The organism is Larkinella humicola, assembly GCF_008727875.1.
Classification (GTDB): Bacteria; Bacteroidota; Bacteroidia; order Cytophagales; family Spirosomataceae; genus Larkinella; species Larkinella humicola.
Map to the genome: position 1 here is coordinate 1,005,178 of NZ_VTWS01000001.1, position 18,816 is coordinate 1,023,993.

Genomic DNA, 18,816 nt, shown 5'->3' on the forward strand with positions numbered 1-18,816 from the left:
CGTTTATTTGCCGTCGCCCTGTTTTTTCGCGAAAACCGATCCGGCATACCCATTGTGTCCATTGATGGAATAGCGCAGAACCAGGGTTTCGTCGATGAGTTCTCCCTCGCCGGAAATGGTATACTTGTCGCCCAGATAGTTGGTAAAAGCCTGGTCTACAATCACCAGTTTCCCATTTGTTACCGTCGCTTGGAGGGGCTCTTTGACCAGATTGGCCAGATTTTCGATAGTAAATGTTTTCGCTTTCTCCGGATTTTTACGCAGCGTCAACAAATAACTTTCCTTTGGATCGGCTTCCTGGACGGTAAAAACACCGCCATACTCAGTTTCAGGGACGACGACTGCATCGGGTTCGCAACTGGAAAGCGTGGTCAGTGCGAAGGGTAGAATGAGGGCAATTTTCAGACAGGTGGCCCGTAAAGGCCACATTCGGGGTGGGATATACGTTGTCATTGTTATCAGGTTGCAACACGTCGTTCCTATTTCGACGCCACAAAAGTAACAAGGTCACGCGATATTTTAACAAAAACTAGTGACCGTTCGCTAAAACGTCTGATTCTTGGTACTTTTGTAAGATGTTACAACCTGAGACCATGGCCCAGCAGGATGAAGAACCGGTGCTTGCTGACCCGGATGAAGACGAGCTTTACGAACATTTCCGCATCGTGGTCGATCCCGGTCAGAATCTGGTACGGATTGACCGGTTTTTAACCGAGCGATTGCCGAACGCGACCCGAACCAAAATTCAGAACGGAATTGATACGGAAGCGGTGAAGGTCAACGGCAATGCCATCAAGGCGAGTTATAAAATCAAACCGCAGGATGTCATTACGGTTTCGTTGCCCCATCCGCCCCGCGACACGGATATTCTGCCGGAAAACATTCCGCTGAACATTGTTTACGAAGATGATGAGGTATTGGTGCTGAACAAACCGGCTGGCATGGTAGTGCATCCGGCGTATAGCAACTGGACCGGTACGCTGGTGAACGCCCTGGTGTTTCATTTCCAGAACTTACCCACCTCCCGTAACGGCAGCATCCGCCCCGGTCTGGTGCACCGGATCGACAAGGACACCTCGGGTTTGATGGTCATTGCCAAAACCGAATACGCCATGACCCACCTCGGCCGCCAGTTTTTTGAACACACCATCGAGCGAACCTACAACGCCCTGGCCTGGGGCGAACTGAAAGAAAATGAAGGCACCATCGACGGGAACATCGGCCGGAGTCTCCGCGACCGGAAAGTGCAGGCGGTTTTTCCCGACGGCAGCCAGGGAAAACGCGCCGTTACGCACTACAAAGTTTTGAAAGCACTCCACTACGTTTCCCTCGTGGAATGCAAACTCGAAACCGGACGAACCCACCAGATCCGCGCGCACATGCAGTATCTGGGCCATCCGCTTTTCAGCGATGCCACGTACGGCGGTGACCGCATCCTGCGCGGAAATGCCAACGGTTCCTATAAATCGTTTGTTCAGAACTGTTTTGTCCTGATGCCCCGGCAGGCCCTCCACGCCAAATCGCTCGGTTTCGAACATCCCCGAACCCGCGAGTGGCTCCAGTTTGAGTCTGAACTCCCGGATGATTTCCGGTCGGTGCTGGAGAAATGGGAAAAATACCTCGAAAACCGATGAACGGTTTTGTGTTTCAATATTCGTTATTCAATATTCATCATTCGATATTTAAACGCTGGTAAAAATATCGAATGATGAATATTGAATAACGAATATTGAAATGTAAATTCTGAATAGCGAAATATAAAAAGTATAGAAAACTCAATTTAAAACAATACTTCGTATCCTCGAATGACCATCCGCAAAGGTACCCCCGCCGATGTTCTGCAGTTGTTTGAACTGGTTCAGGAACTGGCCCTGTACGAAAAAGCACCCCACGAAGTGACCAACACGCCCGAACAGATGCTGAAAGACGGTTTTGGCGAAAACCCGCTTTTCGGGGTGCTGGTGGCCGAAATCGAAAACAAGATTGTGGCCATGTCGTTATACTATTACCGGTATTCGACCTGGAAAGGCAAGCGATTGTATCTGGAAGATATTATTGTTAACGAAAACTTTCGGGGTCGGGGGCTGGGCAAGGCGTTGTTCGATGCCACCATTGCAGAAGGCCGCAAAACGGACTGTACGGGCATGATGTGGCAGGTGCTCGATTGGAACGAGCCCGCCATCCAGTTTTACAAGCAATTTAACACCCGCTTCGATACCGGTTGGTGGAATTGCCACCTGGATTTTGATAAATAGCCGTAACTTCGCACCACACCATGAAAGTGCCGGAATTCCTTTTCGGACCACTTTACTAGCTTACAATGCAAGTCAATAAAAAACGTATACTGATTATTTCAGGCTGGGTGCTGCTGGGATTTTTTGTCCTGGGTGCCATTGGAGCCGGTATTATCTACACCAAACGGGAAGCTCTGCTGAAAGAAGGGCTCGCCAGAGGCATTCGGAAAGCGAAGCGGGACTATAACCTGACGGTTACCATTGGGAAAGCTCAATTTACGGGCCTGTCAACCGTAGCTTTTTCCAATATTACTGTCGTTCCGGAGTCGCGCGATAGCCTGTTGCGGGTTGGCAAAACGGAGGTTGGGGTCAGCATTTGGCCCCTGTTGTTCGGTCGCGTGGCGGTTTCATCACTCACCCTGCAAAATGGCCTCGCCCACATCGTTCGGCGGGACAGCACCTCCAACATCGACTTCCTCCTCAAATCACAGAAAAAGGATTCGACGGCTTCGGCCCGTGATACCGAAACCAGCAGCCGACGGGTCGATCTGGCAGATGTGGCCGAAAATCTGGTCGATAACCTGCTGGCCAAGATTCCGGAAAATATGGACATTCAGAATCTGGAACTCCGGCTGACCGACGACGACCGTCAACTGAGCTTTCTGACAGAAACGGCCACCATTGACGACGAAGAACTGACATCGACCATTCGGATCAACGGCAACGAGTCGGTCTGGCACCTGATGGGCACAATAGCGGCCTCAGATCAGGAGGCCAACGTGGCCCTCTTTGCCGATGGAAAACCGCTCGAATTACCGTATCTGGAACAACGCTTCAAGTTGAAATTACAGGCCGATACGCTGCGGGCCGAACTCCGCGATGTCGCCAGTTCCGGCGGTGAGTTCAAGATTGAAGGCGCTGGAGCCGTCCGAAATCTGCGCATCAATCACCCGGCCGTGGCACTGGGCGACGTGGTGGTGGAACGGGCTGCCATGGACGCCAATCTGTTTTTTGGGGAGAACTACATCGGCATCGACAGTTCCTCCACCATTTACCTCGGAAAAGCCAAAGCCCGACCGTTTATCAAATACACGGTTTCGCCCGTCAAAATCTACGACGTTCAAATCCATACCGATCCGCTCGACGCTCAGGACCTGTTCGATGCCTTTCCGCAAGGCCTGTTTGAATCGCTGGAAGGCATGAAAGTTGCCGGTAAACTGAAGTATGACGCGGTGCTTCACCTCGATAGTTCCCTCCCCGATTCGGTGCAGTTCAACTCCAGCCTCACGCCGGATCAGTTCAAGATTCTGCAATTTGGGAAGGAAGATTTTAGTCGGGTCAACAAACCGTTTGAACACGAGGTCTACGAAAAAGACAAGCTGGTACGCAAGTTCATCGTTGGCCCCGCCAACCCGGATTTTACGCCCCTCAACGCCATTTCGCCCAACCTGCGCAATGCCATTCTGACGGCGGAGGATTACAACTTCTTCACCCACAACGGTTTCAACGAAAAGGCATTCCGGGTGTCGCTGGCGACCAACTTCAAAACCAAAAAGTTCAAACGCGGAGCCAGTACTATCTCGATGCAATTTGTGAAGAATGCGTTTTTGAATCGAAACAAAACACTTTCCCGGAAAGCCGAAGAAATTTTGATCGTGTGGCTCATTGAAAACCAGCGCATTATCAGCAAAGAACGGATGTATGAGATTTACCTCAACTTCATCGAATGGGGTCGAAACATCTACGGAATCGGAGAGGCTTCCCGGTATTATTTTGCCAAAAGCCCGTCTAATCTCGACATTGGTGAAAGCATTCTTTTATCATACGTCGTTCCTTCGCCGAAAGCGACCCTGAGCCGGTTTTATCCGGATGGATCCGTCAGAACCTATTTGCGGGGTTATTTCAGGCTGATTGGCCGGATCATGGCTTCGCGGGGATTAACACCCTATGACACAACGGCGTATGGGTTCTACGGTGTGCGACTGCGGGAAGGATTGCGGCAGGAAGTGGCGCCGGTCGATTCCATCGAAATCGACTCATTGATGATGCCGGAAGAAGAAACGGATGAAGCCACCAACGGCATCAATGATTTTTTTCGGCGGGTTTTAGGACGCGACCGGGCCGAACCGGAAGTGGTCTCACCCGAGCAGGAGCCCGCCAAAGGTGCCGCCATTCAAACGGATTCGGTGCCCAAATCACGGCGGCAATTGCGCAAGGAACGGCGGGAGCAACGTCGGAAGGAAAAGGAAGAACAGGAAAACAACCCACCGACTCAATGAGTTGGGGGGGTGGCCCGGTTTCAGGACAGCAAGTCCGGGCGACGCAGTTTGGTTCGTTCCAGGGCTTTCTCAAACCGCCACTCGTTGATCTTCGCTTCATGGCCTGAAAGCAGGATGTCGGGCACCGTATGCCCTTCGAATTCGGCCGGACGGGTATAAACGGGAGGAGCCAGCAAATCATCCTGAAAAGAATCCGTCAGGGCTGAGGTTTCGTCGTTCAGAACGCCGGGCAACAAGCGGATGATGGCGTCGGAAATGACCGCAGCAGGGAGTTCGCCCCCGGACAACACATAATCACCCACGCTGATTTCCTTGGTAATGAACAGTTCCCGAACGCGCTCATCGACGCCTTTGTAATGGCCACACAAAATGATCAGGTTCCGGGTCAACGAAAGCCGGTTGGCCGTTCGTTGCTCAAACCGCTCGCCGTCGGGCGTTACATAGATCACTTCATCGTAGGAACGTTCGCTTTGGAGGGCACGAATGCAGCGGGCAATCGGTTCGATGGACATTACCATTCCGGCTCCGCCCCCAAACGCATAATCGTCGACCCGCCGGTGTTTGTCGAGCGTATAATCACGCAGGTCGTGCACTGCCACTTCCACAAAACCGCCCTGCTGGGCGCGTTGCAAAATGGAATGCGCAAAGAAACTGTCCAGCAAGCGGGGCAGACAGGTTAAAATATCAATCCTCATCAAGCAATTCCTCTTCGTCGTCTTCGTTGGTTTTCTTCCCGATTTTGGCGGATGGTTCTTCGAGGTAAATATCGACCAGGCCATCCGGCAGTCGGACATGCAGGATTTTGTGCACTTTATCCGCCGAGGGGGTCAGTTCGTCGTTCACCGGAATCAGAACTTCCTTACCCTGGTAATCCATCGAAATCAAATTCTGGGGGGCTACATTGTATACGGTACGAACCGTTCCAAGATCGCCCAGTTTTTCATCCCGAACCAGAAACCCGACAATTTCGTGAAAATAAAACTGCCCTTCATCCAGTTCGTCCAGGTTGTCGAGGGGTAAAAACAAGTCACAGTTCACTAGCTTCTGTGCTTCCTCAATCGTTTCCACGCTTTCCAGAGCCACAATGCCGCGGTTGCGGTTCACCGAAATCGACTCGATGAAATAGGGAACCAGATCGCCTTTCACTTCGATCAGAACCGAATCCATTTCGGCGTAGAGTTCCGGCATATCGACATCGAGAAAGAATACCAGTTCGCCCCGTACTCCGTGCGTTTTCGTTATTTTTCCTAATTGAAAACAATCGTCTTTGGTCACGACTTCTAACATTTTGCATCCCGCCGATGATTCGGGATAGGTCTGTATAAAACAACAACTGACAGAATTCCATTTCAAGAAACAGACTTCCATCAGTTGTCAACTCAAATTTCTTACGAAATACTAAGCTTTTGCTTCACCCTCATCAGCGGGTTTTTCTTCGGCGGCTGGTGCTTCAGCAACCGGTGCATCGGCGGGAGCTTCAGTAGCAGGGGCTTCTTCAGCGGCTGGTGCTTCAGCAACAGGTGCTTCTTCAGCAGCAGGGGCTTCGGCAACCGGAGCGGCTTCGGCAATGGGCTCAGCAGCAGGTGCTTCTACCGGAGCGGCTTCGGCAACGGGCTCAGCAGCAGGGGCTTCAACGGCAGCTTCCGCAACAGGTGCTTCCACTTCCGCTTCTTCAACCACTTCCGGAGCCTCAACCGCGGGCTCTTCAACCACGTTTTTCTTGGCGATCGCCAGCGCACGTGCTTCGTTTACCTTTTTCTCAGCTTCCAGACGAGCCTGCTTGGCATCGGCTTTCAGTTGAGATTTGGTGTCGGCACTGCCTTGTTTCCGGCCTTCTTTACCTTGTTTCCAGTCTTCAAACTTGGAATCGGCCTGTTCCTGCGAGATGGCGCCTTTGAGTACACCGACTTGCAGGTGTTTTTTCAACATAACGCCTTCGTGTGACAATATTGAACGGGCGGTATCGGTCGGTTGAGCCCCTTTCATCAGCCAATCTACGGCACGATCACTTTTCAGGACCACGGTAGATGGATCGGTGTTCGGGTTATACGAACCGATTTTTTCAATAAAGCTACCATCACGTGGTGCTCTGGCATCGGCTATAACGATGTCGTAGATAGCCAGTTTTTTGCGTCCCCGACGCGATAAACGGATTTTAACTGCCATTTTATTGGTTTGTTTTTGGAGGGATACGGTTGGTTCACAAAAGTGAGGCCGTCCTTCAATAGAATTAGGGTGCAAAGGTACTATTTTTTTTCTTGAAACAGAGGGGCGAAGTCAGAAAATGATAAATGTAAAATGATGGACGTTAAATGTAAAAGTAGGGTGGAACGTTTAGAACACTTTTACATTTAACATCCATCATTTTACATTTATCATTACCTACAAAACAACAAAACCCCGACGAACGCCGGGGTTTTGCATACAGGGTTGTCTGTTATTATCTCGGTTCTCTTGAGTCGAACCGTTGCCCGGACTGGTACGGAGACCGGAGCATGTTCATCGGAACAATTTTGATTTCGACCCGACGGTTTCGCTGGAGGTTATCCCCGGACGTATTCGGCGCAATCGGTCGATACTCACCGTAATACTCGACCGTCACCCGACTCGGGTCTGTTAAACCGGCGCGGGTCAGATAGCGTTTGGCGGCATCCACCCGACGCTTCGAGAGTTGAATGTTGTAACCGTAGGAAGCCCGGTAATCGGCGTGTCCTACGAGAATGATGCCGCAGTTGGTTTTCAGGTTCAACAGTTCAACTACCTTCTTCATGATGTCCTGCGAAGCCGGCCGAATCGTGGCTTTGTCGGTATCGAATTCGATATTACTGAACAACGCTTCGCATTCCGGAGCAAATTTGCCGCGCAGGATCGAGCTGATGATGCTGTCCAGGTTCATGGCAACACCGGCACCGGAAACGATACTACCGGCTGGCGTAGCGGGTTCTTTGTCAAAAAGGTCAGCAACACCGTCATTGTCCGTGTCCGTATACAAACGAGGATCGACGGGTTTAGGCATGTTGGCTTTGGCAATCGAATCAGCGTCGTTCATGGTTGGGTTGTAAGGCTCTTTCAGCAGATCTTTTGGATCAGCCCAACGCAGGTGGTAGCGACCTTTCGCGGGGTCATATACGCCATCTTTTCCAACCCGAACGGCGTCTTTACCAATCTTGTAGGTCAGCGACAGGCCCAGCCCAGCCCACTTGTCCAAACCGGAATCACCCCGTCTCCAGCCGTATACATTCGCGGCTTTCGAGTTGTCAACACCGCCAACGGTCATATCCAGTTTCTCGGTATTGACCATATACAGCGTGGCATCGATCCCAAGGTCCAGACGCGACGTCAGTTCATAATGCAGGGCCGACCCCAGTGGGAAAACAAATTCACGGGTGTAAACAGAGCCGTTGCTTTCCCATTTTCCCTGGGTAACCGAGCTGTAGTCGCGCCGGTCGTTGCTATACCGAATCATCTGGCCCGTCGTCAGGTCATACACGCGGGTATCGAACCACATCAAACCAGCCCCGGCGTGCAGATCCCACTTCCAGCGTTTCAGCTTCCGGGTTCCAAACAGGAGTGATTTCATGTTGACATTGGCGTTCAGCGTTCCCTGCAGGAAGTTGGAACGGAACGAGGCATTATAGAGTGCCTGTTTCGAGCCGCGCAACGAGCCGATGTGAAAATCGGCGGATGCTCCAAAAAGGTGGCTAAGCTGTTTGTTGATCGATACGCCAAGCGCACCGGTCGTTTTGGTGTTGGGCCCTTTTTGGGGGAATCCTTTGTAAAAACCGTAATTATCCAGGTCGCCAAAGAAACGGGTGAGCGCGGGTGTGACGGTCACTGACCAGGTATTCATTTTGTAGTCGCCTTCGTAGGATCGATTACGGTTCGATGTTCCGGCCGAGGAACGGGTGGTGGTGTCAGTTTGGGCATACCCGACAGCCTGCGTCAGTAACAGAAGCGTCAGAGAAGCGAAAATGGAAATTTTCTTCATGAGAACTCAGGTTTAATTCATAAGCCTTTAACGTAGAACAATCGCTCGGCAAGCCGGCGCTACGGCGGACCGTTTAAAAACTACTCTTTTCATTCGTCGGCAACTTTCCGCGAAGTAAATCTATAAGCCGGATTCTGTCTCCAATCAGATTGCCGAAACAACCCTGTTCGGGTTCTTATCATTTATCTCGATTCCGGATCACTCCGAAACTCCATCGATCTACCCGCATCAGCATCATTTCGACCGGGGTCGAAACTACGGGAACGAGTCGCCCCCCTTCTGATGCCTATTTGATCTTTCAGCCCATAAGGTTTACCCTGCCCCGGCTGTCACCAGCCGGGCGGTGGGCTCTTACCCCACCTTTTCACCCTTACCGTCGCTCCGTTTAGAAACTAAACACAGCACCGGCGGTTCGTTTTCTGTGGCACTTTCTGTCAAATGGCCGTCAGCGCGAGCGCCTTCCACCACCTGCCTTCCCGTTAGGAAGTATGGTACTCTATGCTGTCCGGACTTTCCTCCCCGGTTCGGTAAACCGTTCCGGAGCGATAAGACAATTTACCTCGCGTTGGTTGCCATTCCGTGATTACCGCAAATCTATAAATACTTAGGTTCTTTAAAAACCTGGTATCGAAAAACTGCAAATTTTTCGAGCCTATTGCCAAAAAAGATGCATCAATCCGGGTTTAACTATAATCCTTCGACCTTCAAACTGATTCGACCGGACGCATATACGACCGCCAGCATCGACTCCTGTGTCAAGTAAACCTGATCCGGCGATACTTGTTCGAGCTTCCCGTTGATAATAACTCCCTTTGTGATTTGATTGTTCGTTAATCGGGCCTGAAGCGACTTTCTGGCTTCATCAATCTGGCTGCCGACCGGAATCGTCAGTTGTTTTTCCAACGTGCGTGCAAAGCTACCCTGTAATAACCAACTCGCCGTTTTATACAGAATATTTTTTGTGTCCAGGTCATAATGCAGGTCCCTCAACGAGATCGTCCGGGTCTGCTGGTCATAAAAAGGTTGTCCCCGCAGGTAAATAGCACCGTTGATGCTGCCTTCCAGCGTGGCCTTGATGATCAAATTGTTGTTTTGTCCGTACAACTCGATGCCCCGGATCGTAATCTTGTAACGTCCGTCGCGAAATTCGTAGGACTGCCCCACAAATTCGTCCGAAACCACCTTCGCTGCTTCGGCGTAGGTCGCTTCGCTGAGCAAACCGATGCGAAATTGATCGGGGATTTCTTTTGAGACGATTAATTCCGGAATGGTAACGGCCGGTCGGACGTCGGGTTTGGCTCCGGTCTGGGTTAAGGTAAAGCCTTCAATGCCAATCGTCGACCGGATGGCTCCTTTTTCGAACCGAAAGGGGGTGATCAGAATGCGTTTGGGTACTACCAGCAACCAGGTGCGGTATTTTTCGGAAACCAGGTAGGGCTGGCGGATGGTGTTCCAGGCCGTGAGCACCGGTGTCCGCAGATCGATTTGCTTGTGGATCTGTTCATCGAGGGCTTTGGTGATCTTGCCCAGATTTTTGTCGATGAGCCGTCCCACAATGCTGGTTACCGGAACGTCGAAACCCGCAATTTTTAAGGCCGGTTTTTTCACCCAGTCGTACCCCTGCGCGGTGGTCTGGGTGCTGGCGGTCCAGTCTTTGTCGATGGAAAACCGGGTAGCAAATTTGAGGTTCAGTTCGAATTCCGTTTCCTGGTATTTCGTGAAGCCCAGCACGGACATCCCGGCCTTCGCCCATATTTTCAGCGGAACCTGAAAGAAAAAGAGACTGTCCTGCGCTGTCACCTGAATGGGTTCCCGCTTCCAGACTTTGGTCATAAACTGATCGTCATCGTTGTCAGTCAGGCTGTTGTCTTCATAAATCAGGCCGTTTACCTGACTGTTGATCTGACGCTCGACGTCGGTCAGCGCAATGGATACAGGAATATTTACAGTCGATAAAAACTTGTCGTTCTGTACCTCCATTTTGGTTACCGAATAGGCGGCTTTCGGCGCCTTCGGATTTGTCGTAGCGGTGTGTTTGCAAGCCTGTACTGCCAGAAAAACCAGCAATAGACTCAGGAATCGGGTCAATGTAGTAAAAATAATTTTATTTAATCTTAACCTTGGTCGCACCGTAGCCAAATTTTTCCTTCTGAGCATCTTCAAAATAAGCTACGCCGGGGTATTTACCCAACCGCCGGTGGAGTTCATTTCGCAAAACACCGTTGCCAACCCCATGAATAAACGTAATGTCGTCCATGCCGCTGGCAATCGCTTTTTCCAGATTTTTCTCAAACTCCTGAATCTGAACGTCCAGCAACTCGGCATTGGTTCGGCTTCCAAATCCACTGGGCAGGAGTTTGTCAATGTGCAGGTCGATGATCGACGAGGGGCGCACCAGCCTAACCGGTTCCTTGGCCGACGATTCCTTTTTTTCGGTATTTCCCATCAAACTTTCGCGCAGAGCCGTGGCATCCAGCGGTTTGCCAGCTTCCTTCACAACCGGTTTTTCCTCCTCCACATCTTCCACATCGAGTTGAAAAACATGACCGGTCTGATTCAACACCGGGATGGGGCCGGTGCTGGCCTGAAAAGTCTGTGTTCGACACTTGAGCCGCCGGATCAACGGTTCTCGCAACGAAGCGGCACCACGCCGGTGCCAAAGAGCCTGAAACAAAAAAGTCGGCCAGTTTTCGAAAGTGGCCAGCGCATAGGGCTGGGCCATTTTGAAAAAGGAGCGCGCTTTCAGTACTTCCGCATACAGGCCCGTGTAGCGGTTTTCGCGTTCTTCACCGATGGAAAATGGCAGATCCCAGTCCGTATTGTTCACCAGATAGGTAACGACTATTTTCAGGTTACCGGGACCGTTTTGCGGCACAAAAGCCAGGTAAATGCCTGCACTGCTGATAATTTCGGGTTTTGCTGATTTTTGGGCTTCAATACCGGGAGCGGACTGAAACCGCGTGGATTCCAGCGCCGACACGACCACGATCTCCGACCGCAAAACCGGAATTCGAAAACCGTCTTCAATTTCAATTTCTACCTGATTGCCGGGCAGGAAGCGCGTAACGACCCCCTGTTCCTTCGCCCGCAACATGCGCACTTTGTCACCAATATTCATAGTTAATTACTCTACTAAAAGTATAACGCATGAAACTGAAAACCGTTCCGACCGTTGTATTCCAGCGTCGGCGCGGGCATTTTCAGCGTGTTCAACAAAAAGAACAACGTTTTCAAGCCTTTTTTTCGGGTGGGTATCCGGGTAAAATCAATGTCCAGCGACAGGAAATACTGCCGGTAGGGCCGGTAGCCAAGCTCGATGCTTTTTGACGTTTCAGCGGCTACCATATCCTGAATCCCATACCCCACGGCAATATTCAGCCATTTGGGCAATTTTGAGTCCCGCCGGGCAAAGGTCGACGGATTAATCGATAACCAATATGTTTGCCCGTTATAATCTTTTAACCACCGCTCATTCCAGCTACTGCCCAGCAAGTTTGGACGAACTTTCGCCAGCGCGGTGTTGTGAAACGAAAACTTCGGCTGAATCCGCAATTCACCCCAGGCCAGGTATTGTCCTGTATACAACGCGGGGCCTGCCATATTGGCAATCATGTCCCCCACCGAGAAACCGTATTCGGGCGAAAAACCGTCCAGAATTTCGATGGGTGTCTGGAAAATCAGACCGGTAAGTCCGGCATACATAGCGGCTTTCCGATCCGACAAACCCGCCCAGCGATACGCCTGTGCCGAAACCCGGGCTATCTGATATGCCGTCACCATGTGACCCACCTTGTCGATTTGCAGCCACTCCCGGTTGTCGTTAAAAAAATGAAAATTGGTCAGCGGGTTGTCATACCACGCCCGGCTCAGGCCGTAAATAGTCGTTCCGTAGACGACGGTTTCCGCAATGAGCAAATTCCGCAGACGACAGCGGTAGCAGGGTTCTGCCGCCTGCCTGGTCGTATCCTGAGCGAAAGACGGGGAAATGGAGGAATGAAGGAGCGAAAAAAGAATCATTCCCATCCAGACGTGTCGCCTTCTTTTCCTCATGCCATCACGCCCTCCTGCTTCACACTTTCTAATACGCTCCATGATATTTCCGCAATCCCCACTCGGCACTGATCAGAATGACGATCAGGAAAAACAGCCATCGTAAATTGATGAGTTCGTTCAATTCTTCATTGCTACTCAGTCGTCCGGGCGGTTTCTTTTTCACCAGATCGTCCGCCAGCGATGCCAGCGTCGATGCATTGTAGAAACGGCCCCCGGTTTGCTGTGCCAATTGCCGCAGCATCATATGGTCGGCGGTGGTGTTGATGGCTTCAAACTGCTGCTCCCGTACGATGAATTCGCCACTGGCGGTTTCGGTCCGGCCATTGAGTGAGGCCGTGGCCCGGAAGCGATACACGCCCTCCGGCAAACTGCTCACCTCAAACCGGGAATTGCTCGCCGTTGGTGTGTAGTTAAAACTGCGCGGAACCGCTCGCTCGTTGGTGATTTCCAGCCGAACCGGCCGGTCGAACAGCTTTTCGTAAATGTCGTTGTACATTTCGGTCTCGAACGTCACTTTCTCGCCCGCCAGAAATTCGTTCCGAATCGGATACACCCGCAGTTTCCGGCGGTCTTCCTTGATCGAAACCAATTGCATCACTTTCTGAATCAGTTCGTCTACCACGGCCTGGTTATCGGTCAGGGCAAATTCTTCGAGACGCCATTCCCAAAACCCCTCCCCCGCCAGAACGGCGGCTTTACGGGGCGTCGTGATGTTGATGGCCAGCAACGGTTTGCTCGTGCGAACACTTCCGACCTGTTGCCAGAGCACCACCTCGCTCCCCGGCGACAGTTTGTAATCGCCGAACGGAACCAGCATGGGCGGCAAGCGATCCAGGAGGGTCAATTTTTGCGCATCCAGGTTCAGTTGCCGAAAATCAGGATTAAACCGCCCGGTTACTTTGTCGGTCTGGCCCCCCCCCGCCACCACCTGAACCACCGGATTCAGGCCGTTAAAGGATTGCAGGCCGGACTGATTTCCCAGGATAAACAGCAGGGGCGTGTTTTTTTGCATGACACGCTGCACCACAGCAGCCCCAGCGTTCTGGTTATCCGGCAACTGGTGGAGAATTACGAGATCATAGACCTTGTCCGGAATCTCGGCGGTTCCGCCGTTCAGAATGCGGATGTCGAGCTCGTAGTTCTGGTTTTTCTCGATAATGCTACGCAGGGCTTTCACGTCGGGATGCGGACTCAGGGCCAGCAACAGAATTTTCTCCTTGCCGTCGATGATGTCGATATACACATCCCGGCGGTTGTTGCGGGGCGTAAATTCGCCGTCCTGGGGCAACACTTCGACCACGTAGTGCTGCATACCCTTCTGGTTCGAAAACGCCTGAAAAGTTAGTTGCTGAAAGGTTTCGGCCTGGCTGAAATTGACGGTTTGCCGACTCAGTTCCTTGCCGTTCTGCCGCAACACTACGGTTCCGCTACGGCCCTGAAAACCGTAGCTGACCACATCGGCCTGAATCGGAAACTGGTTGCCGAGGTAGGCGATTTTATTGGCAACGGCGTCTTTCAGTTGAACATCGCGCTTCGGAATGGTGTCGCCCACGCCCACGGTGTGCAGGGCAAAGTTATACCGCCCGAACGTTGGCGAAAGCCCCTGGTTGGCAATACCGTCCGAAATCAGCACCACGTCGGTCAGGTTCCGGCCTTCGTAGGCATTCCGAATGCCGCCCAGCAGGTTCGACAAGTCGGTGGTCCGCTGGTTGAACGGAATCGTTTTCAGGTCACCCGCCACCAGGCTGTCGCCCAATGTTTGCACCGACACGTCGATGTCGTCGCTCGTCAGCCGCTCGCGCAGTTGGTTGGCGGCTTCAAGAGCGCGGTCGAGTTGGGGCCTGCCGCCCACCATCATCGACTCCGAATTATCAATCGCCAGTACTACTTTCGGTTTTTCGGTGATGGTCTGCGTGCTGCGAATCAGCGGATTGAGCAGCAAAAAACACACGGTACTGACCACCAGAAACCGGAACGCGGCCAGCGAGAGATTCATCCGCTGACTCCAACCGGAATTCCGCTGGTACAACGCAAATGCATAGGCCGCCCCCACCGCCAGACACAGCAGCAACCACCAGGGAGACGATTGGAAATAAAGTTCGGAGCGCATCGATTATAGAATGATGAGTTATGAATGATGAACGATGAATGGAGCAAACGACCTGCTCATCATTCATCATCCATCATTCATCATTTAAGTAAGCATTCCCCCGTCCACCTGCAGCACCTGGCCGGTGATGTAGCGGGAAAGGTCGGAAGCCAGGAAAACGGCGCAGTCAGCGACTTCTTCCGGTTGTCCACCGCGCCGGAGCGGGATCGACTGCTTCCATTCTTCTACGGCTTTTTCGTTGATTTCGCCGGTCATTTCAGTTTCGATAAAACCGGGCGCAATGGCATTCGAACGAATGTTGCGGGAACCCAGTTCCAGCGCAACCGACTTGGTAAACCCGATAATACCGGCTTTGGAAGCGGCATAGTTAGCCTGACCAGCGTTACCCCGAATTCCGACCACGGAAGTCAGGTTGATGATGGAGCCTTTTTTGGCTTTCATCATCGGTTTGATCACGGCTTTGGTCAGGTTAAAGACCGACTTCAGATTAACGTTGATAACGACATCCCATTGTTCTTCACTCATCCGCATCAGCAAGCCGTCGCGGGTGATACCGGCATTGTTGACCACGGCATCAATGGTGCCAAAATCAGCTACGATCTGGCTGGCCAGTTCTTCAGCAGCTTTATAATCCGAAGCATCGGAACGATACCCCTTTACCCTGACCCCAAAAGCCGCCAGTTCGGCTTCCAGCGCCTGCCCTTTTTCAACGCTGGAGAGGTACGTAAATGCGATATCGGCACCTTCCTGGGCAAACCGAATGGCAATGGCTCGACCGATGCCCCGGGAGGCTCCGGTTATCAATGCAACTTTTCCTTGAAGTAAACTCATGGAGTAAAATGTAAGTAACGAGGCTTTGTAAGATTGGCCGCAAAAATAGTAGTATATATTCGATCATCCGACTACTTTTGCCCGAAACGTTGCAAAGAGTCGCATCAGCGATTTATTTTCCACTGCAAACCGGAAAGAAAATCCAATTTCTGTTGCGAAACGGGTCCCTGTCCCTTCACCGAACATTCTCTCATCATTATGGCAAGGTTTGTATGTATCTGTTTTATCGTTTGTTGGAGTCAATGGAGTGTTGCTCAGAAAGTTCACGCCCACAACGATTACGAAAAACCGGAGCCGCTAACGGCCGCAATCCGAAGTCAGGCCGGTTCCATTGAAGCCGACGTTTTTCTGGTTGACGGTAAGTTACTGGTTGCCCATGATAAATCCCAAATTCAGCCGGGCCGAACGCTGGATTCGCTGTATTTAAAGCCCATTGCCGCCTTGTTCGGGCAAAATAAAAGCCGCCAGTCGGTCAATGGATCGGTGAGCAAAGACCGGAAATACACGTTTCAGTTACTGGTCGATCTGAAGGACAATGGCGAGAGAGCCCTTGAGGAGTTGCAGAAAGCCGTGGCGCCTTACCGCACCTGCTTCGACCGGGCCATGAATCCGATGGCCATTCAACTGGTGGTCAGCGGCAGTCGTCCACCCATCGCCAACTGGATCGACTACCCTGCCTACATCCTGTTCGACGGACGGCCCAGTGAATTATACGACGATGAAACGATCAAACACGTCGCCCTTTTCAGCGATACCTTTCAAACCTATTCCCGCTGGAACGGCGAAGGCGAAATGCCGGAAAAAGACCGGGAAACACTAAAACGGTTTATCAAACGGGCGCACGCTCAGGACAAACCGATCCGGTTTTGGGCTGCTCCCGATAACCCCAATACCTGGAAACAACTGGCCAAAATCGGTGTCGATTACATCAACACCGACAAAGTGGAGGAGTGTGCTAAGACGTTGAAATAAACGATCACCAGAGAATAGCAGCAAAAAACCGGTCAAGCCCCGGCATCTTGACTGGTTTTTTATTTCAATCAAAAACGTAATTGATGGAAAAGCTCGGTTGCAGCGTTGCCGATGCTCCACCCGTCCATTGGTCAATGTTCTGGTCTTTCGGGTAAAAACTGCGATCAAAGTAAATCCGGCCCAGCGTAGCTTCCACAATAAACCGATCACCCAAAAGATAAGCCAAACCGGCACTTACTGCCAGGCCCGCCTTTTGGACGGAACCGTATCCGTCGTCCGGTTTGTTTCCAGAAATTTGGTAACTTAAATTGCCCGCAACGAAAGGCCTTAGCCGGTTATCAGAAATGTATTTTTTCAGATAAGGGTTGAGTCCATAAGAAAACCCTGACCTCTCCTCCTGCCATCGGGCAACGATTGGAATCGAAACACCGAGTAAAAGATTCTTTTTAACAAACCATCCGACTGAAGGAGCGATCGAAAACTCCGTTGTTCGTTGCCCTTCCGGATAGGCTATGCCGGGCTTGGTGCTCTGGGTGAAGAATCCGAGTTGCCCCCCTAATATCCAACGCCCCTTTGCCGTTTGAGGAGCCTCGTATACATCTGGCCCATTCCTGGTCACACCAGTCAGAATGGTTAGACCAAGTCCAAAGCTGCTAAAATGAAGCGGAAATGAATTTGAACTGGCTGAAGCCTCCAGCCCAATCCGGTCGGTGAGGTAATAAGCTGCTCCTACCTGCGCGTATGGCTGAATGAAAAAGGAATTTTCATCCGATCGATTTGTAACAGCAGCGTTGTAATGAACGATTCCGTAATTAACCGATAAGCCGCCCCCCGCAAACACGCGCCACTGATCCTTGCCCCAATACCGTCTTATAAAGCCAGACAGGCCCGTTCCAACCGTTGTGGATTTGTACGAATTTTGTTGATTAGGCTCCGGGACTTTCTGATTGATGGTGTTCAGTGAAACCGTTAGCCCACCACCGGCTAACCAGTTATCCTTAAAAAACACCCCCCGATTGAAGGAAAACGTATTGACAGAGCTTTGGTACTGATTCTCAAATGCGCTCCGATTTTGCTTAAATGAAGTGTAAGTCAGTGACGCATTGCCCGACCAAAACCCCTGGCCCTTTTCCGTTTGTCCTACCGCGAGTGCGGAAATCAAACACAAACTGGCTATCAGTACATACTTTTTCATGTTGCTGTGGTTTATCCGGAAAAGATAAAGGGATTCACTGACCTATGTGTAAAATTGCTTCGTTAAAAATAGTTAAGATCACTTTAACTGATTTTACCTGATTTCTACCCGGTATTCACCCGAATTTGCCAGTTGTCAGCCCATAGCCACCCGTTATTCATTAGTTTTATTTCCTTCGGCCACGGGAAGCTATTTTTGGTCCATTGAGACACGCTCCATCCCGAATCAGTATGCAACCATCCCGTCGTTCAACGTTTAAAAACCCAGCCGAAGCTACTTTTTTTCTGGAAGACTGGAACCAGCAGGTGGAAGCCCTGAACGGGTTTAGGTACGAGCGGATTACGGTTTCCACGTCGTTCGGCAACACCCGGATTTGGGCGGCCAATATGCATTTGCTGGACGCACCGACGATGGTCTTTTTTCCGGGTGCCCGGACCTGCGGCCTGTTCTGGGATCTGGACAATGCGTTGCAGCCTTTCCGCGAAACGTACCGGTATTTTCTGGTTGATGTCAATGGACAGCCCAGCCTGAGCGATGGGCAAAGTCCCGGCGTGAAATCGAACGACTATGGGATGTGGGCAACCGAACTGCTCGACGGGCTGGGTTTAAAGACAACGACCCTGGCGGGCGCTTCACTCGGCGGACTGATCTGTCTAAGGCTCTGCCTGGAATCGCCTGAACGGGTCAACAAGGCCATTCTGATCAATCCGGCGGGTATTCAGTCCTTTTCATCCTCAATCCGAAATCTCTACTACAACCTGCTGCCGATGGTGTTTCCGACACCGGGCAATTTGAACACGTTTCTGGATAAGGCCATTTTCTGTCCTCCAAACCACACGGTTCCGCCCGCTTATCGACAACTTGTCAGCGATTACCTCCTGTATGCGCTAGTGAACCACCGGTTTCGGGGCGACTATCCGACTCCCCTCAGGAAGGAAGAGTTGCATCGGATCACCACGGACATTTACCTGATTCTGGGCGAAAACGACCCGCTCTTCCCGCCCGACGAAACCATTCGACTGGCCGAAGAGCATATTCTGACGCTACAGTGTAGCCAGATTTTACGCCAAACCGGCCACGGTATCGAAACATCCAAAGAAGCGATTGATCTGTTGTATCAACTGGTGAGTAAAACCGTATGCAACTCCTTATAG

The 18,816-nt window shown here is 51.4% G+C and carries 16 protein-coding genes and 1 other RNA gene; 5 read left to right on the top strand and 12 right to left on the bottom strand.

Going from position 1 to position 18,816, the window contains the following annotated elements:
* Positions 1-3: 3 nt before the first annotated feature.
* Entirely contained in the window at positions 4-453 is a 450-nt protein-coding gene (locus F0P93_RS04295; protein ID WP_150875055.1) for a hypothetical protein, read from the bottom strand.
* Between the two features lie 122 nt (positions 454-575).
* Here F0P93_RS04295 and F0P93_RS04300 point away from each other — a divergent pair, with 122 nt between their 5' ends.
* The 3 genes from F0P93_RS04300 (at position 576) to F0P93_RS04310 (ending at position 4,513) form a co-directional block, all read left to right on the top strand.
* Positions 576-1,634: an RluA family pseudouridine synthase gene (locus F0P93_RS04300; RefSeq protein WP_374756763.1), complete on the top strand. Its 1,059-nt coding sequence runs from the start codon at positions 576-578 to the stop codon at positions 1,632-1,634.
* Positions 1,635-1,805: 171 nt separating this feature from the next.
* The gene (locus tag F0P93_RS04305) at positions 1,806-2,255 is read left to right on the top strand and encodes a GNAT family N-acetyltransferase (RefSeq protein WP_150875056.1); all 450 of its coding nucleotides are present in this window, start codon (positions 1,806-1,808) and stop codon (positions 2,253-2,255) included.
* Positions 2,256-2,320: 65 nt separating this feature from the next.
* Positions 2,321-4,513: a transglycosylase domain-containing protein gene (locus tag F0P93_RS04310; protein ID WP_150875057.1), complete on the top strand. Its 2,193-nt coding sequence runs from the start codon at positions 2,321-2,323 to the stop codon at positions 4,511-4,513.
* Positions 4,514-4,533: 20 nt separating this feature from the next.
* On the opposite strand, the gene trmD is transcribed toward F0P93_RS04310, so the two are convergent.
* The 10 genes from trmD to fabG all read right to left on the bottom strand — a co-directional run bounded on the left by trmD (position 4,534) and on the right by fabG (position 15,495).
* Positions 4,534-5,208 carry a tRNA (guanosine(37)-N1)-methyltransferase TrmD gene (gene trmD / locus F0P93_RS04315; protein ID WP_150875058.1) on the bottom strand — a complete coding sequence of 225 codons (675 nt, stop codon included), beginning with the start codon at positions 5,206-5,208 and terminating at the stop codon, positions 4,534-4,536.
* Entirely contained in the window at positions 5,198-5,800 is a 603-nt protein-coding gene (gene rimM, locus F0P93_RS04320) for a ribosome maturation factor RimM (protein ID WP_225309368.1), read from the bottom strand. The genes trmD and rimM overlap by 11 nt, the downstream gene beginning before the upstream one ends.
* 111 nt (positions 5,801-5,911) lie before the next feature.
* Positions 5,912-6,679, bottom strand: a complete 768-nt coding sequence (locus tag F0P93_RS04325) for a 30S ribosomal protein S16 (protein ID WP_150875059.1) — start codon at positions 6,677-6,679, stop codon at positions 5,912-5,914.
* A gap of 274 nt (positions 6,680-6,953) precedes the next feature.
* Positions 6,954-8,501: an OmpA family protein gene (locus tag F0P93_RS04330; RefSeq protein ID WP_225309369.1), complete on the bottom strand. Its 1,548-nt coding sequence runs from the start codon at positions 8,499-8,501 to the stop codon at positions 6,954-6,956.
* A 107-nt stretch (positions 8,502-8,608) separates the two neighbouring features.
* Positions 8,609-9,063: RNase P RNA component class A (gene rnpB, locus F0P93_RS04335), an RNA gene on the bottom strand.
* Positions 9,064-9,188: 125 nt separating this feature from the next.
* Complete coding sequence (locus F0P93_RS04340) at positions 9,189-10,589, bottom strand: DUF4403 family protein (RefSeq protein WP_310587980.1); 1,401 nt, start codon at positions 10,587-10,589, stop codon at positions 9,189-9,191.
* 16 nt (positions 10,590-10,605) lie between these two features.
* Positions 10,606-11,619, bottom strand: coding sequence for a Smr/MutS family protein (locus F0P93_RS04345; protein WP_150875061.1), 1,014 nt, complete (start codon positions 11,617-11,619; stop codon positions 10,606-10,608).
* A gap of 14 nt (positions 11,620-11,633) precedes the next feature.
* Positions 11,634-12,551, bottom strand: coding sequence for a DUF2279 domain-containing protein (locus F0P93_RS04350; RefSeq protein ID WP_191908721.1), 918 nt, complete (start codon positions 12,549-12,551; stop codon positions 11,634-11,636).
* Between the two features lie 28 nt (positions 12,552-12,579).
* Complete coding sequence (locus F0P93_RS04355) at positions 12,580-14,664, bottom strand: vWA domain-containing protein (protein ID WP_150875063.1); 2,085 nt, start codon at positions 14,662-14,664, stop codon at positions 12,580-12,582.
* 84 nt (positions 14,665-14,748) lie between these two features.
* Positions 14,749-15,495, bottom strand: a complete 747-nt coding sequence (fabG, locus tag F0P93_RS04360) for a 3-oxoacyl-[acyl-carrier-protein] reductase (protein WP_150875064.1) — start codon at positions 15,493-15,495, stop codon at positions 14,749-14,751.
* Positions 15,496-15,693: 198 nt separating this feature from the next.
* On the opposite strand from fabG, the gene F0P93_RS04365 reads away from it, so the two are divergent.
* The gene (locus tag F0P93_RS04365) at positions 15,694-16,467 is read left to right on the top strand and encodes a phosphatidylinositol-specific phospholipase C/glycerophosphodiester phosphodiesterase family protein (RefSeq protein WP_150875065.1); all 774 of its coding nucleotides are present in this window, start codon (positions 15,694-15,696) and stop codon (positions 16,465-16,467) included.
* Positions 16,468-16,531: 64 nt separating this feature from the next.
* On the opposite strand, the gene F0P93_RS04370 is transcribed toward F0P93_RS04365, so the two are convergent.
* Entirely contained in the window at positions 16,532-17,662 is a 1,131-nt protein-coding gene (locus tag F0P93_RS04370) for a PorT family protein (RefSeq protein ID WP_150875066.1), read from the bottom strand.
* A 230-nt stretch (positions 17,663-17,892) separates the two neighbouring features.
* Here F0P93_RS04370 and F0P93_RS04375 point away from each other — a divergent pair, with 230 nt between their 5' ends.
* Complete coding sequence (locus F0P93_RS04375; RefSeq protein ID WP_150875067.1) at positions 17,893-18,816, top strand: alpha/beta fold hydrolase; 924 nt, start codon at positions 17,893-17,895, stop codon at positions 18,814-18,816.